This is a genomic window from Pseudoxanthomonas sp. SORGH_AS_0997 (genome assembly GCF_031453535.1).
Classification (GTDB): Bacteria; Pseudomonadota; Gammaproteobacteria; order Xanthomonadales; family Xanthomonadaceae; genus Pseudoxanthomonas_A; species Pseudoxanthomonas_A winnipegensis.
Window position 1 is genome coordinate 3,385,435 of the sequence record NZ_JAVIZI010000001.1, and the last position, 15,000, is coordinate 3,400,434.

Annotated in this window: 16 protein-coding genes and 2 pseudogenes; 14 read left to right on the forward strand and 4 right to left on the reverse strand. The window is 68.7% G+C overall.

The window, feature by feature from the left end:
- Positions 1 to 27 precede the first annotated feature (27 nt).
- The 6 genes and pseudogenes from QE438_RS14750 to QE438_RS14775 all read left to right on the forward strand — a co-directional run bounded on the left by QE438_RS14750 (position 28) and on the right by QE438_RS14775 (position 4,712).
- Positions 28 to 819: a M48 family metallopeptidase gene (locus QE438_RS14750; protein WP_205954243.1), complete on the forward strand. Its 792-nt coding sequence runs from the start codon at positions 28 to 30 to the stop codon at positions 817 to 819.
- 148 nt (positions 820 to 967) lie between these two features.
- Positions 968 to 2,161, forward strand: coding sequence for a tetratricopeptide repeat protein (locus QE438_RS14755; protein WP_306994617.1), 1,194 nt, complete (start codon positions 968 to 970; stop codon positions 2,159 to 2,161).
- A gap of 275 nt (positions 2,162 to 2,436) precedes the next feature.
- Positions 2,437 to 2,998 (forward strand): annotated as a pseudogene (locus QE438_RS14760) (energy transducer TonB).
- Between the two features lie 69 nt (positions 2,999 to 3,067).
- Complete coding sequence (gene exbB / locus QE438_RS14765; RefSeq protein WP_130524139.1) at positions 3,068 to 3,823, forward strand: TonB-system energizer ExbB; 756 nt, start codon at positions 3,068 to 3,070, stop codon at positions 3,821 to 3,823.
- Between the two features lie 43 nt (positions 3,824 to 3,866).
- Positions 3,867 to 4,298, forward strand: coding sequence for a biopolymer transporter ExbD (locus tag QE438_RS14770; protein WP_130520374.1), 432 nt, complete (start codon positions 3,867 to 3,869; stop codon positions 4,296 to 4,298).
- Positions 4,299 to 4,301: 3 nt separating this feature from the next.
- On the forward strand, positions 4,302 to 4,712 hold the full coding sequence (locus tag QE438_RS14775; protein ID WP_130520376.1) for a biopolymer transporter ExbD: 411 nt from the start codon (positions 4,302 to 4,304) through the stop codon (positions 4,710 to 4,712).
- 158 nt (positions 4,713 to 4,870) lie between these two features.
- Here QE438_RS14775 and QE438_RS14780 read toward each other — a convergent pair whose 3' ends face one another.
- A complete protein-coding gene (locus tag QE438_RS14780; protein ID WP_309736401.1) occupies positions 4,871 to 5,026 on the reverse strand; it encodes a hypothetical protein in 156 nt (51 codons plus the stop codon).
- Between QE438_RS14780 and QE438_RS14785 the strand changes: the two are divergent.
- The 5 genes and pseudogenes from QE438_RS14785 to QE438_RS14805 form a co-directional block, all read left to right on the forward strand.
- Positions 4,991 to 5,861: pseudogene (locus QE438_RS14785) on the forward strand (ATP-binding cassette domain-containing protein); the annotation flags it as partial. The gene QE438_RS14780 and the pseudogene QE438_RS14785 overlap by 36 nt on opposite strands.
- A 71-nt stretch (positions 5,862 to 5,932) precedes the next feature.
- Entirely contained in the window at positions 5,933 to 6,622 is a 690-nt protein-coding gene (locus QE438_RS14790) for a methionine ABC transporter permease (RefSeq protein WP_306994613.1), read from the forward strand.
- Between the two features lie 28 nt (positions 6,623 to 6,650).
- Positions 6,651 to 7,457, forward strand: a complete 807-nt coding sequence (locus QE438_RS14795; RefSeq protein ID WP_306994611.1) for a MetQ/NlpA family ABC transporter substrate-binding protein — start codon at positions 6,651 to 6,653, stop codon at positions 7,455 to 7,457.
- A gap of 33 nt (positions 7,458 to 7,490) precedes the next feature.
- Entirely contained in the window at positions 7,491 to 7,613 is a 123-nt protein-coding gene (locus QE438_RS14800; RefSeq protein ID WP_306994609.1) for a hypothetical protein, read from the forward strand.
- Between the two features lie 146 nt (positions 7,614 to 7,759).
- Positions 7,760 to 7,978 carry a hypothetical protein gene (locus QE438_RS14805; RefSeq protein WP_306994607.1) on the forward strand — a complete coding sequence of 73 codons (219 nt, stop codon included), beginning with the start codon at positions 7,760 to 7,762 and terminating at the stop codon, positions 7,976 to 7,978.
- 128 nt (positions 7,979 to 8,106) lie between these two features.
- On the opposite strand, the gene QE438_RS14810 is transcribed toward QE438_RS14805, so the two are convergent.
- The 3 genes from QE438_RS14810 to cls form a co-directional block, all read right to left on the reverse strand.
- The gene (locus tag QE438_RS14810) at positions 8,107 to 8,883 is read right to left on the reverse strand and encodes a pyridoxine 5'-phosphate synthase (RefSeq protein ID WP_306994605.1); all 777 of its coding nucleotides are present in this window, start codon (positions 8,881 to 8,883) and stop codon (positions 8,107 to 8,109) included.
- Positions 8,873 to 9,142, reverse strand: a complete 270-nt coding sequence (locus tag QE438_RS14815) for a hypothetical protein (protein ID WP_286575959.1) — start codon at positions 9,140 to 9,142, stop codon at positions 8,873 to 8,875. The genes QE438_RS14810 and QE438_RS14815 overlap by 11 nt, the downstream gene beginning before the upstream one ends.
- 72 nt (positions 9,143 to 9,214) lie before the next feature.
- The gene (cls, locus tag QE438_RS14820; RefSeq protein WP_130520383.1) at positions 9,215 to 10,669 is read right to left on the reverse strand and encodes a cardiolipin synthase; all 1,455 of its coding nucleotides are present in this window, start codon (positions 10,667 to 10,669) and stop codon (positions 9,215 to 9,217) included.
- A gap of 188 nt (positions 10,670 to 10,857) precedes the next feature.
- On the opposite strand from cls, the gene QE438_RS14825 reads away from it, so the two are divergent.
- The 3 genes from QE438_RS14825 to QE438_RS14835 are packed head-to-tail and all read left to right on the forward strand — an operon-like array spanning position 10,858 to position 14,977.
- Positions 10,858 to 11,970, forward strand: a complete 1,113-nt coding sequence (locus QE438_RS14825) for an NAD(P)-dependent alcohol dehydrogenase (protein ID WP_130524133.1) — start codon at positions 10,858 to 10,860, stop codon at positions 11,968 to 11,970.
- Between the two features lie 5 nt (positions 11,971 to 11,975).
- Positions 11,976 to 13,475: an AMP-binding protein gene (locus tag QE438_RS14830; RefSeq protein ID WP_306994602.1), complete on the forward strand. Its 1,500-nt coding sequence runs from the start codon at positions 11,976 to 11,978 to the stop codon at positions 13,473 to 13,475.
- 47 nt (positions 13,476 to 13,522) lie between these two features.
- On the forward strand, positions 13,523 to 14,977 hold the full coding sequence (locus QE438_RS14835; protein WP_306994600.1) for an aldehyde dehydrogenase family protein: 1,455 nt from the start codon (positions 13,523 to 13,525) through the stop codon (positions 14,975 to 14,977).
- Positions 14,978 to 15,000: the final 23 nt, after the last annotated feature.

A 15,000-nucleotide genomic window follows, 5' to 3' on the forward strand; every position in this document is an offset into this window, starting at 1 on the left:
CGCCCCATGACCCGCCGTCCCCGCGCCCTGCTCGCCCCGCTCTGTGCCGGCCTGATGGCCGCGCTGCTGGCGGCCTGCGCCACCACGACCTCCTCGACCGGCCGCCGGCAGAATGTCGGCGCCGTCTCCCAAGCCGAGTTGGACCAGCTTGGCGCCCAGGCCTTCGCCGAGGCCAAGCAGAAGCAGCCGCTGAGCAAAGACCCCAAGCAGATCGCCTACGTGCGCTGCGTGGTCAACGCCCTGGTCGCCCAGCTTCCGGCCAGCGAGCGCGGCATCGCCTGGGAAACGGCGGTGTTCGAGGACAAGGAGCCCAACGCCTTCGCCCTGCCCGGCGGCAAGGTCGGCGTCAACACCGGCATCTTCACCGTGGCCAAGAACCAGGACCAGCTGGCGGCGGTGATCGGCCACGAGATCGGCCACGTCGTGGAACATCACTTCGACGAGCGCATCACCAATCAGGTCCGCACCTCGCAGGCGCTGGCCATCCTCGGCGCGCTGGCCGGCGACTACGGCCAGCTGGTGACCGAAGGCGGCGGCATGGCGGCCAACGCCGGCTTCCTGCTGCCTAACTCGCGCCGCCAGGAAAGCGAGGCCGACGTGGTCGGCCAGCGGCTGATGGCGCAGGCCGGCTTCGACCCGCGCCAGGCGGTGAACCTGTGGCAGAACATGCTCTCCGCCGGCGGCGCCCGCCCGCCGCAGTGGCTCTCCACCCATCCCGATCCGCAGTCGCGCATCCGCGAACTGTCCACGCGCGCCGACACGCTGGTGCCCGATTACGAGGCCGCGCGCGCCGCCGGCCGCAAGCCCCGCTGCGGTTGAACAGCGAAACCGGCCATTTGTAGGCCCGGCACAACGAAATCCGCACACATTGCGCTGGCGATTCTGCTAGTTTCGCCGACCCGGTCACTTGTTGGCCTGCTGTTCAGCCCCCCGCACTCACGCAAGACCGATCCACACGAGGTGATCCATGTTGTTGCGCACCCCCAAGCGTGCCCTGCTGTCCCTGGCCGTCATCGGCCTGCTGGCCGGCACGGTGTCCGTCCAAGCCTCGGCCCAGCAGACGCGTGAGCGCGCCGGCCGCAACAAGGGCGACGACGCCAAGCAGCAGGTGCTCTATCCGGATGCGACCCGCGTCGCGCCGGAAGGCAAGAATTCGCGCAAGGGCGGCCCGATGGCCGAGAAGATGATCAAGGCCTACAACGATCAGGACTGGGCCAAGGCGCGTGCCGACGCCGATGCGCTGATCGCCAGCCCCGATTCCAACGACTACGACAAGGCCCTGGCCGCGCAGATCGCCTCGCAGGCCGCCTACAGCACCGATGACGAGGCCGCCGCCAAGGCCTATCTCAAGCAGGCCATCGACCTCAACGCGCTGGACAACAACGGCCACTACCAGGCCATGTTCATGCTGGCCCAGCTGCAGCTGCAGGACGAGCAGTACGCCGACGGCCTGGCCACGCTGGACAAGTACCTGGCCGAGACCAAGTCCAAGAAGCCCGAGGACCTGGCGCTCAAGGGCCAGGCCCTGTACCAGGCCGAGCGCTACGCCGAGGCGATCGAGCCGCTCAAGCAGGCCATCGCCACCTCGTCGGATCCCAAGCCGCAGTGGAGCCAGGTGCTGATGGCCAGCTACGAGGCCAGCAACCAGTCCGGCGAGGCGCTCAAGCTCGCCCAGGACATGGCCGCCAAGGCGCCCAACGACAAGACCGCGCAGATGAACCTGGCGGTGGTCTACTCGCAGAACGACCAGCCGGAAAAGGCCGCCGAGATCCTCAACAAGCTGCGCGCCTCCGGCCAGCTGACCACGGACAAGGAATACCGCCAGCTGTACGCGACCTTCTCCAACATGGACAAGCACGAGAAGGACACCATCGAGGTCATCAACGACGGCCTGGCCAAGGGCATCCTCAAGCCGAACCTCGAGGTGTATCAGATCCTGGCCCAGTCGTACTACTATTCGGAACCGCCCCAGATCGCTCAGGCTATCGACGCCTGGCAGAAGGCGGCACCTCTGGACACCACCGGCGAGACTTATCTCAATCTCGCGCGTGTCCTGATGCAGGAGAATCGTCCCGCCGAGGCCAAGAAGGCCGCTCAGTCGGCGCTGGACAAGGGGGTCAAAAAACCGCAGGACGCGAAGGCGATCATCGGCTCCAAGTGATCGCTTGGAAGCGCTTACAAAGCAGTGGATAACTGCTATGAAAGCGGTGAAGGATTGGGTTAAGCTCACGATTCCCCTGCGTTTTCTCGCGGTGGAATCCTACGAACCGACATCGGTGTGCGTCGCGGCGCACACCCCGTTTCCATCGAGTCCACTGGCGCATGGCTGAACAACTTGTCATCAACCGTTACAAGGATCAGGAAGAAGACTCCGGTCTGAACTGGTCGCGCATCATCGGCTATGCCTTCGTCATCGCCCTGCATGTCGCGGTCTTCCTGCTGCTGCTGATTCCCGCCGTCGCACCGCCGGCCCAGAAGGAGGAGGAGCAGAAGATGCTGGTGCAGATCGTCGATCCGCCGCCGCCGCCGCCCCCTCCCGCCGCCGCCGCCGCCGAAGCAGGACACGCCGCCGCCGCCGGTCAAGGAGCTGTCCCCGCCCAAGCCGACGCCGGTCCCGCCGCCGCCGGAAGCCCCGCCCGTGGAAGTGCCCGATCCGCGTCCGGTGGATACCTACACCCCGCCTGCCCCGCCCGCTCCGCCGGCCCCGTCGCCTGACATCGGCGCCAGCGTGGACATCTCGTCCAAGAACATGAATCCGCCGCGCTACCCGCCGTCGGCCGCACGTTCGGGCATCGAGGGCACCGTGGTGCTGATCATTGATGTCGATGCCAGTGGCAACGTCACCAACGTCTCGGTCGAGAAGTCCAGTCGCAACCGCGATCTCGACCGCGCCGCGATGGAAGCAGCACGCAAGTGGCGCTTCAACGCCGGCCAGTCCAATGGCCAGAAGGTGGCCGGTCGCGTCCGCGTCCCGGTCGACTTCAGCATGGGCGGCTGAGCCGGACCCGTTTCACCCATTTAGCGTCACCACCACCTCTCCATTCAATTTTCAACAAAGGTAAGCGTCATGCTGCAGGAAACTCTGATCGCCGCCGCTTCGGGGGGCAACAACGCCGCTGCTGCCCTGAACCAGATGGGCTTCTCCCACCTGATCCACGAAATGACCTCCAACCCGGGCGCCTTCGTGGTGTCGTGGGTGGTGCTGCTGACGCTGGTCTTCATGTCGGCCGGTTCCTGGTACTGGACCATCGTCAACATCATCAAGGCCGTGCGCCTGCGTTCGCAGGCCGACCGCGTGACCACCGCGTTCTGGGAAACCCCCAACGCGCAGGACGCGATCCGCGTGATGGAAGAGCAGCCGCGTAACGAGCCGTTCTCCAAGATCGCCCTGGACGCCGCCCAGGCCGCCGCGCACCACCAGCGCGCCGAGTCCACCGGTGCCGGTGAGACGCTGAGCCGTTCGGAATTCGTCGACCGCGCCCTGCGCCAGGCCGTCACCCGCGAGAGCACCAAGATCCAGAGCGGCATGATCTGGCTGGCGACCGTCGGCGCGACCGCCCCGTTCGTGGGTCTGCTGGGTACGGTGTGGGGCATCTACGGCGCCCTGATCCGCATCGGCGCCACCGGCAACGCCGGCATCGACGCGGTGGCCGGCCCGGTGGGTGAGGCGCTGATCATGACCGCCATCGGTCTGTTCGTCGCGATCCCGGCCGTGTTCGCCTACAACTTCTTCAGCAAGCTCAACGCGACCACCATCGCCAAGTTCGACACGTTCGCGCACGACCTGCACGACTTCTTCGCCACCGGCGCCCGCGTGCGCTGATCCGGCCTAGACACGAACTTACCGACAGGTATCCGGAGGCCACATGGCATTCAGTAGCGGGGGCGGCAGTGGCGGCCCCATGGTAGACATCAACGTGACGCCCCTGGTGGACGTCATGCTGGTGCTGCTGATCATCTTCATCATCACCACGCCGCTGATGCAGCAGAAGGTCAAGGTGCAGTTGCCCGAGACCACCTTCCTGCCGAACCCGGACGAACTGGCCAAGCGTGCGCCGCCAGTGAACATCGCGGTCACCGAGGACGGCTCGATCTACTGGAACGACGAGCCGGTCACCAAGGACGTGCTCGAGTCGCGCTTCTCCTCGGCGGCCCAGCAGACGCCGCAGCCGTCGATCAACCTGCGTGGCGACAAGACCACCAAGATGTCCACGATCAACGAGATCACCCGCATCGCGCAGGGTCAGGGCATGTTGGATGTCGGGTTCGTTTCCACGAAGCCGAAGAAGGGGGGCTGATCCATGGCCTTTAGTAGTGGAAGTGGCAAGGGCGCCATGGCCGAGATCAACGTGACGCCGTTGATCGACGTCATGCTGGTGCTGTTGATCATCTTCATCGTGACCGCGCCGATCATGACCTACCCGATCGACGTCGCCCTGCCGCAGCGGTCGCAGACCCCGCCGCCGACGACAGAGCCGCCGCCGCCGATCGACCTGCGGATCGACGCGTCCAACACGATCTACTGGAACAACAATCCGGTGGCCGTGAGCGCGTTGCAGAGCATGATGGAGAACGAGGTCCAGAAGGATCCGACCAACCAGCCGCAGCTGCGCATCGACGCCAACCCGGACTCCCAGTACGAGACGATGGCCCAGGTGCTCGCCGCCGCCAAGAACGCGCAGATGATGAAGATCGGTTTCATGCAGCAGTAATCGATCGGCTTCGTTAGCCAGTTCGCTTCGACGCCGCTCCGCAAGGGGCGGCGTCGTCGTTTGTGCGGCGCGCGCAAGAAGTTGCCCCCTCGGATCTCTTCTCGCCAACAGACGCGATGCGATGCATCGGCGTCGAGCGTGGCCGGGATATCAGCACATCACCACGGACCATTTGCCAGAATGAAATTTCGCCCTTCTACTTTCCGGCCCTTACGCCTGCGCAGCCCGTGATTTCCTTCCAGCACGTCAGCAAGTCCTACCGCAGCGGCGGCCGCGAGATCCACGCCCTGCGCGGCATCGATCTGGAAGTCCACCGTGGCGAGGGTGCTGGGCGTGATCGGCCACTCGGGCGCCGGCAAGTCGTCGCTGCTGCGCCTGATCAACGGTCTGGAAACGCCGACCTCGGGCGCGGTGCGGGTCGAAGGGCAGGCCGTGGACCCGAAGGCCAAGGCCGCGCTGATCGCGCTGCGGCGCCGGATCGGGATGATCTTCCAGCACTTCAACCTGCTCAGCGCGCAGACCGCCGCGGGCAATGTCGCGTTTCCGCTGCGCCTGGCGGGCCTGCCGCAGGCCCAGGTCGAGGCGCGGGTGCGCGAGCTGCTGGCGCGGGTCGGGCTGGAGCAGCAGGCCACGGCGTATCCGGCGCAGCTGTCCGGCGGGCAGAAGCAGCGGGTCGGCATCGCGCGTGCGCTGGCGACGGGCCCTTCGATCCTGCTGTGCGACGAGGCGACCAGTGCGCTGGATCCGCAGACCACCGCCTCGGTGCTGGACCTGCTGTCCGACCTCAATCGCGAGCTCGGGCTCACCATCGTGCTGATCACCCACGAGATGGAAGTGGTGCGCCGCATCTGCGACCGCGTGGTCGTGCTGGATGGCGGCCGCGTGGTGGAGGAGGGTGCGGTCAGCGAGGTGTTCCTGCATCCACAGCATCCGACGACGCGGACCTTCCTGAACGACGATGCGGCCGGGGTCGAGCGCATCCGCGCTGGCGAGGGGCAGCAGTTGCTGCGGGTGACCCTGGTGGGCGAGCAGGTCCATTCCCCGGTGCTGGGCGCGACCCTGCGCGCGCTGGGCGCCGAGTACTTCATCACCTCCGGCCGCGTCGATACGCTCAAGCACCTGCCGTATGGCCAGGTCACGCTGTCGGTGGACGCGCAGCTGAGCGACGCGGTCGTGCAGCGGCTGGCCGAGCAGGGCGTCCACGCCCAGGCGGTGACACCGTGATCGGACTGCTGCCGGCCGGCTGGTTCTCGCATCTGGATGCGCAGAAGTGCGGCGAGATCGCCATTGCGCTGAAGGACACGCTGGTGATGCTCGGGCTCGCGTTCCCGCTGACGCTGGCTGTGGGCATCCCGCTGGGGCTGGTGCTGTTCCTGACCGGGCGCCAGCAGCCAGGCGCCCGGCCCGTGCTCAACGCCATCGTCGCCTTCGTGGTCAACGTGCTGCGCTCGGTGCCCTTCATCCTGCTGATGATCTGCCTGATCCCCATCACGCTGTGGGTGGCCGGTACGTCGCTGGGCGTCAAGGGCGCCATCCTGCCGCTGGTGGTGGGCGCCGCGCCGTTCTACGCGCGCCTGGTGGAATCGGCCTTGAGCGAAGTGGACCGCGGCGTGCTGGAGGCCAGCCAGGCCATGGGCGCGACCACGCGCCAGCTGATCCTGCGCGTGCTGCTGCCCGAGGCGCTGCCGGGCCTGATCGCCGGCGCCACCGTCACCGCGATCGCGCTGATCGGCTTCACCGCGATGGGCGGTGCGATCGGCTCGGGCGGTCTGGGCGACCTGGCTTATCGCGAGGGCTATCTGCGCTCGCACACCGACGTGGCCGTGGTCACCGTCGTGCTGCTGGTGGCGATGGTGCAGCTGGTCCAGGTCGCCGGTGAGCGCCTGGCCGCGCGCTTCAACCATCGCTGAGATCTTCTCCCTCAACCCTGGAATCTCCATGAATCTCCTGCGACTCCTTGGCGTGCTGACCACCCTGGCGCTGGCCGGCTGCGGCAACGGCACGCCTTCCACCGACGCTGCGCACAGCGCGCCGCTCACCGTCGCCGCCACGGCGGTGCCGCACGCGGAGATCCTGGAGGTCGTCAAGCCAATCCTGGCCAAGGAAGGCGTGGCGTTGGACATCAAGGTCTTCAACGACTACGTCCAGCCCAACGACCAGGTCGTGCAGGGGCACATCGACGTGAACTACTTCCAGACCGAGTCGTATCTGGCGGCCTACAACAAGGATCGCGGCACCGATCTGCAGACCATCGTCGGCGTGCATATCGAGCCGTTCGGCGCCTATTCGCGGCGCTTCAAGTCGCTCGACGCGCTTCCCAACGGCGCCGATGTCGTGATCCCCAACGACCCCAGCAACAACAGCCGGGCGCTGATCCTGCTGGACAAGTTCGGCGTGATCAAACTCAAGGATCCGGGCAATCCACTGTCCACGCTGCGCGACATCGTGGCCAACCCCAAGCAGCTCAAGTTCCGCGAGCTGGACTCGGCGATGCTGCCGCGCGTGCTGGACCAGGTGGACCTGGCGCTGATCAACACCAACTACGCGCTGGACGCGGGCCTGGACCCCACGCGCGATGCGCTGGCCATCGAAAGCCGCGATTCGCCCTACGTCAATTTCCTGGTCGGCCTGCCCGCCGCCAAGGACGATCCGCGCGTGCAGAAGCTCGCCAAGGCGCTGACCGGGCCGGAGGTGCGCGCCTTCATCGAGTCCAAGTACAAGGGCGCGGTGCTGCCGGCGTTCTGAAGGGTGCCGGCCTATCGAGGTGATGGAATAAGCGTGCAGCGAAACCCGCGGCAGCGGATCGAAAGCGCGGATCTTGCGCCCGATCGCATGAGTCTGGCGCTGGCGGATCTGCTGGACGGGAAGAGCCTCGGCAAGCGGATGGTCAGGCTCGACTGAGTCGCGCGGTTTGCCATGAGCTCATGCGTGCTCGGAATTTGTCGTGGCGCATGCCTCAGGGTTTACTGGAGTTGCGATCCACGTGACGCGCCCCTTGGGTTGGGGAAGGGCTGCACCAGTCGTCGCCTTGTGGGAGGCGGCGGCTGGTGCAGCAGGCTGTCGTGCTGCTGAGCTCAGTGGATTTCTCTTTCGTCTGTTCGACATCGCGCGGCGGCTGTGCCGCGACGATCGGCGTGTCTGGTCGGTGCTACCTCGGGCGCTTCTCGCGATCGATGATCACGGCGCGGGTGCGTGCTGGCTTCGGTGGGGGCAGCGGGCCGGCGGGCGGCGTCCGCTTATCCCTCAATCAGGGCATCCTGCCCTGATTCGGGCGCTCGGCTTCCTGCCTCGCTCGTCGCGGCCACCGCCCGCAGGCCCGCTGCCGCGCGCGTTACGTCAGGGGAATTCGGTGCGACGAAGCCTCGATCCATTGGCGCGTGCGTGCTTGGCGGTGTCAGGACTGCGCCGCGGCGCCGGTGATGGCGAGGTAGCGGCGCACGGTGGTGTCCAGGCCGTCGTAGAGGGCTTCGGAGATCAGGGCGTGGCCGATGGAGACTTCCTGCACGTGGGGCACGGTGTCCAGGAACAGGCCCAGGTTGTCCTGGCTCAGGTCGTGGCCGGCGTTGACGCCCAGGCCCAGTACCTGGGCGGCGCGGGCGGTGGCGGCGAAGGCGTCGAGCGCCGGTTGCGGCGTGCCTGCGGCGCAGGCCTCGGCGTAGGGGCCGGTGTAGAGCTCGATGCGGTCGGCGCCCATTGTGGCGGCCTGCGCCAGTTCGCGGCAGCCGGCGTCGACGAACAGGCTGACCCGGCAGCCCAGTGCCTTGAACTGGGCCACCAGCGGCGCCAGGCGCGCGCCGTCCCGGGCGAAATCGAAGCCGTGGTCGGAGGTGAGCTGGCCGTCGGCGTCGGGCACCACGGTGACCTGGGCCGGACGAACCTGTTCGCACAGCGCGACCAGGCCGGGATAGCCGGGCCTGGGGGGTGCGAAGGGATTGCCCTCGACGTTGAACTCGACCTGGAACTGCGCGCTCAGCGCGGCCAGGGCGATGACGTCCTCGGCGGTGATGTGGCGCCGGTCGGGGCGCGGATGCACGGTGATGCCCTGGGCGCCGGCCGACAGGCAGGTGCGCGCGGCGCGCAGCACGTCGGGCTCCTCGCCGCCGCGCGAGTTGCGCAGCACGGCGATCTTGTTGACGTTGACGCTCAGGGCGGTGCGCGGCTCAGGGGCCATTGCGCGGGTCCGCGGTGGGGGCGTGTTCGGCGGCCTTGCGCGCCTTGGCCTGCTCGCGCAGGCGGTGCAGTTCGACCGGGTCGATCATGCCGCGGCCATCGGCGCTGCCGTTGCCGGCGCGGGCGGCGTACCAGCCCAGTGCCCAGGCCACCAGCAGGCCGAGCGCGGCCAGCAGCATCACCACCATCAGCGCCATCGACGTGGTGCGCAGGGCCACGCCCATCGCGCCCAGCGAAAGCAGCAGAAAGAGCCAGTACATGGGATACCGCGCAGGCCGGGAGGACGGCCTGGATTCTACCGTCCCGTGCGCGCGGCGGGCGCTGCGGCCGCGTTAGAGCAGGGGCGAGGCCAGGCGGGCCAGGGCCTCGGGCAGGCGGTTGCGCCACAGCGAGCGGTTGCGGGCGTTGTGCACGGGCGTAGCGCTGGCGAACTCGCCTTCCAGCAGCGTGGCCAGGCGGCGGCCGAAGCCCTCGTCGCGGAACAGCAGGCCGACCTCGAAGTTCAGCCGGAAGCTGCGATGGTCGAAGTTGGCGCTGCCCAGCACGGCCAGGCGCTCGTCGCACAGCAGGGCCTTGGTATGCAGCATGCGCGGGCCGTATTCGTAGACCTTGACCCCGGCGGCCAGCAGCTCGTCGAAGTAGGAGCGCGCCGCATAGGTGACGAAGCGCGAGTCGCTGAGCTTGGGCACCAGCAGGCGCACGTCCAGGCCGGCCAGCGCGGCCGAGGTCAGCGCCATCATCGCCGCCTCGCCGGGCACGAAGTAGGGCGTCACCAGCCAGACGCGCTCGTCGGCGTCGTGGATCGCGCCGACCTGCAGGCGGTGGATGGCCTCCCAGTCCGAGTCCGGCCCGGAGGTCAGCACCTGCACGGGAATCTCGCCCGGTGGCGCGTCCTCCTTCGGCGCCCACAGCACGGTGCCGGCGAAGTCGGCGCGGCCCTGGCCGCTGGCGTAGATCCAGTCCTCGACGAACACCTGCTGCAGGCCGCGCACGACTTCGCCCTCCACGCGCAGGTGCAGGTCGCGGTAGGCGTCGGCGCGCAGGGCGTCGTTCTCCTCGTCGGTGATGTTGATGCCGCCGGCGAAGCCGACGGTGCCGTCGATCACCACGATCTTGCGGTGCGTGCGCAGGTTGACCCAGGGCCGGCTGAAGGGCTTGAACTGGGTCGGATGGAACCAGCACTGCTCGCCGCCGGCGTCCAGCAGCGGCTTGAGGAAGCGCCGGTTGGCCTTGCCGGCGCCGACCGCGTCGAGCAGCAGGCGCACGCGCACGCCGGCGCGGGCGCGTTCGATCAGCGCATCGCGCACGCGCGTGCCGGTGCGGTCGCGCTCGAAGATGTAGTACTCCAGGTGCACGTGGTTGGTGGCGGCGGCGATGGCCGCCAGCAGCGCCTCGTAGGTGGCCGCGCCATCGACCAGCAGGTCCGCGCGCGTGGCCGAGGAGGGCGGCAGGCCGGTCACCGCCTGGCCGAGCAGGGCCAGCTCGGTGCACAGCTGGTCGGGCGGGCAGATCGCCTCGTGCGCGTCCATGCCGTCGCGCGAGCGGTGGCGGCGCAGGCGCTGGCGCTTGATCTTCTGCGGGCCCAGCGCGAAGTAGATCAGGAAGCCGATGTAGGGCAGGGCGGCCAGCGACAGCAGCCAGCTGAGCGTGGCCGCTGGCTCGCGCTTCTGCAGGATGATCCAGCCGGCCAGCACCAGCAGGTACACCACCCAGGCGGTGGTGAGGTAGGTCTTCAGGTGCGGGATGTCCGCGATGTCGTGCCACAGCGTGGCGAGGGCGTCGAGCATCGGGGGATTGTAGAAGGCGCGTGCGACGCGCAGACGACCGAGCGCGGATCTTTGTTGCGCCGCGCCAGCACGGTGGATAGGCCGGCCGCGGTTCTTTGTCCCCGCCGGCCGTGTCGGGCGGCGGGCCTTCTTTGTAGCGTGCCTGCCACGGTCGGGCGCTGCCCGGCCATCTCGACGGAGCTTGATCGATGGTCACGATGAAGGCGGCAGTGGTGCGGGAGCAGGGCGGCAGCTTCGCCATCGAGCAGATCCAGCTGGAGGCGCCGCGCGAGACCGAGGTGCTGGTGCGGATCCTGGGCGTGGGCATGTGCCACACCGATCTGGTGGTGCGCGACCAGTACTTCCCTACGCCGCTGCCGGCCGTGCTCGGGCACGAGGGTGCGGGCGTGGTCGAACAGGTCGGCGCGGGGGTGACCAAGGTCAAGCCGGGCGACCACGTGGTGCTCAGCTACGCCAGCTGCGGGGTCTGCGCGAACTGCCAGAAGGGCCTGTACGGCTACTGCCCGGACCTGTACGGGCGCAACTTCAGCGGCGGCCGTCCGGATGGCTCCAGCCCGTGCTGCGATGCGCACGGCCAGCGCGTGAGCGCCTACTTCTTCGCCCAGTCCTCCTTCGGCGAGTACGCCCTGGCGACCGAACGCAACGTGGTGAAGATCCCCGACGATGTGCCGGTGGAGATCATGGGTCCGCTGGGCTGCGGCATCCAGACCGGCGCCGGCGCGGTGATCAATGCGCTCAAGCCCGGCGCGGGCACCTCGATCGCGATCTTCGGTGCCGGCTCGGTCGGCCTGGCCGCGGTGATGGCGGCCAAGGTGGTGGGCTGCACCACGATCATCGCGGTGGACCTCAACGAAGGTCGCCTGGCCCTGGCCAGGGAACTGGGCGCCACGCATGCGATCAACGGCCGCGAGGACGCGGTCGCCGCGATCCAGGCCATCACCGGCGAGGGCGTGCAGTACTCGCTCGAATGCACCGGCCTGCCCAAGGTGCTGCGCCAGGCGGTGGACAGCCTGCGCCTGACCGGCGTGTGCGGGATCATCGGCGTGGCGCCGCTGGGCACCGAGGTGTCGCTGGACATCAACGGCCTGCTGTTCGGCCGCACGGTGCGCGGCATCATCGAGGGCGACAGCGTGCCGGACGTGTTCATCCCGCAGCTGGTGGATCTTTGGAAGCAGGGCCGCTTCCCGTTCGACCGGCTGATCCGCAAGTACCCGCTGTCGCAGATCGACGCGGCCGCACACGCCTCCGAATCCGGTGAGGTGCTCAAGGCGGTGCTGATCCCCGAGGGCGCGGGAGCCTGAAGGCCATGCTGCGGCCGACCATGACCCATCTGGTGCGCGCGGCGGCCGAACGTTTCGGCCAGCGCGTGGCGCTGACCCTGCCCGGCGAGGGCCAGTACACCTACGGCCAGCTCGATGACCTGGCCGGGCGCTTCGCCGGGGGGCTGGCGGCGCTGGGCGTCGGTGCCGGCGATCGGGTGGTGCTGTATCTGCCCAATGGCTGGCAGTGGATCGCCGCCTACCACGCCATCGCGCGGCTCGGCGCGGTGGTGGTGCCCGCCAACATCCTGCTCAGCGCGCAGGAGGTGTCCTACATGGCCAGCGATGCGCAGGCGGTGGCGGTGATCCTGCCGGCCGAGCGCAACGCGGCGGTGAGCCTGGACGCGGCGGTGCTCCGCATCGCGCTGGGCCGGGCCGAGGGCGCGCATTCCTTTGACGAGGTCCTGGATGGCGTCTACCGGTTGCCGGTGGAACGCGACCCCGAGGACCTGTTCACCATCGGCTACACCTCCGGCACCACCGGCAAGCCCAAGGGCGCGATGCTGACCCATCGCTGCCTGTTCGCCAGCCTGTCCGGCACGGCCACCGTGCATGTGCGCCACGAGCACGATGTGGTGCTGTCCTGCCTGCCCTTCCCGCACGTGTACGGCAACATCGTGATGAACGCGATGTTCCTGGCCGGCACGCGGCTGGTGGCCACGCCGAAGTTCGACCCCGGCACGGCGCTGGCGCTGATCGCCAGCGAGCGGGTGACGCTGTTCGAAGGCGTGCCGACCATGTACTACCAGCTGCTGGCGCACGCGGACATCGGCCGCGCCGATCTGTCCAGCCTGACCCGCTGCACGGTGGGCGGGCAGACCATGCCGGTGGCCAAGCTCGAGGCGGTGGTGCGCAGGTTCGGCTGCCCGCTGCTGGAGCTGTGGGGCATGACCGAGCTGGCCGGGCCGGCTACCAGCCATTCGCCGTACTGGGCGCCGCGGCCCGGCTCGATCGGGCTGCCGTTTCCCGGCATGCAGGCGCGCATCGCCGACCTGGACGAACCCGGCCGCGATGCCGCGCCCGGCACGCCCGGCGAGCTGCTGGTGCGCGGCCCGCTGGTCACCACCGGCTACTACAACAACCCGGCCGCCACCGCGCAGGCGCTGGACGCGCAGGGCTGGCTGGCCACCGGCGACATCGCCTACGCCGACGCGGACGGCTATCTGTTCGTGGTCGACCGCAAGAAGGACATGATCATCACCGCCGGCTACAACGTGTACCCGGCCGAGCTGGAGCAGGTGGTGGCCATGCACCCGGACGTGGTGATGACCGCCGTGGCCGGCTTTCCCGACGAGGAGAAGGGCGAGATCGCCGTGGCCTTCGTCGTGCGCCGTCAGGGCGCGGCCCTGGACGAGGCCACGCTGCTGAGCCACTGCCGCCGCCACCTGGCCGCCTACAAGGTGCCGCGCTCGGTGCGCTTCGTCCACGACCTGCCCAAGACCAGCACCGGCAAGCTGATGCGCCGTGCGCTGGCCGACATCGCCTGACGCGCTCCTTCCCGTTCCGCACCACTACCCGCATGAGGTGACCTGACATGCCCATCGACTTCTTCAAGGACTACACCCTGACCATCGACGGCCAGGCCGCGACCTCGGCCGCGACGCTGGAGGTGATCAACCCGGCCAACGAGCAGGTGATCGCGCGCGTGCCCGACGCCAGCCGCGACCAGCTCGATGCCGCGGTGGCCGTGGCCAAGCGCGCCTTCCCCGCGTGGAGCGCGCTGCCGCTGGCCGAGCGCCAGCGCTATGTCGCGCGCATCGGCGATGCGATCGAGCGCCACGCCGAGGACTTCATGAAGCTGCTCACCCTGGAGCAGGGCAAGGCGCGCCAGGGCGCCGAATGGGAGATCGGCGGCGCGGCGATCTGGTGCCACGAGATCGCCAAGCAGGAGCTGCCGCTGCACGTGGTCGAGGACACCGGCACGCGCCGGGTGGAGACGCGCCGCGTGCCGCTGGGCGTGGTCGGCGGCATCACCCCGTGGAACTTCCCGGTGCTGCTGGCGATCTGGAAGATCGCCCCGGCGCTGGTGGCCGGCAACACCATGGTGCTCAAGCCCTCGCCGTACACCCCGCTGACCACGCTCAAGCTGGGCGAGCTGCTGCGCGGCGTGTTGCCCGACGGCGTGCTCAACATCGTCTCCGGCGGCAACGCGCTGGGTGCGTGGATCACCGCGCACCCGGACATCGCCAAGGTCAGCTTCACCGGTTCGACCGCGACCGGGCGCAAGATCATGGAATCGGCCTCGGGCAACCTCAAGCGCATCACCCTGGAACTGGGCGGCAACGACCCGGCCATCGTGCTGCCGGACGTGGACGTGGAGGAGGTGGCCGAGAAGCTGTTCTGGGCGAGCTTCCAGAACAGCGCGCAGTTCTGCGTGGCGGCCAAGCGCCTGTACGTGCACGAGGACATCTACGACGACCTGGCCAAGGCGCTGGTGGCCTACGCCAAGACGGTGCAGGTCGGCGACGGCGCGTTGCCGCAGACCCAGCTGGGCCCGATCCAGAACCGCATGCAGTTCGAAAAGCTCAAGAACCTGCTGGCCGACGCCAAGGCCAACAAGCTGCGCTTCCTGCTCGGCGGCGACATCCCCGACCAGCCGGGCTACCTGGTGCCGATCACCCTGATCGACAACCCGCCCGACGACAGCCGCGTGGTGCGCGAGGAGGCCTTCGGCCCGGTGTTGCCGCTGCTGAAGTTCAAGGACGTGGACGAGGTGGTCGCGCGCGCCAACGACACCGAATACGGCCTGGCCGCCTCGGTCTGGTCGCGCGACGTGGAGGCCGCGCGCCAGGTGGCCGAGCGCATCGACGCCGGCACGGTGTGGATCAACGAGATCCACACCTTCTCCCCGCACGTGGCCTTCGGCGGGCGCAAGCAGTCCGGCATCGGCATCGAGAACGCGCTGGAAGGCCTGGCCGAATACACTGCGGTGCAGACCCTGGCCATCAATCGCGCGCAGGCCAGCGACGCAGGGCGCAAGGCCGCCTGAGGGCGGCCACGCCCGGCGCCGCC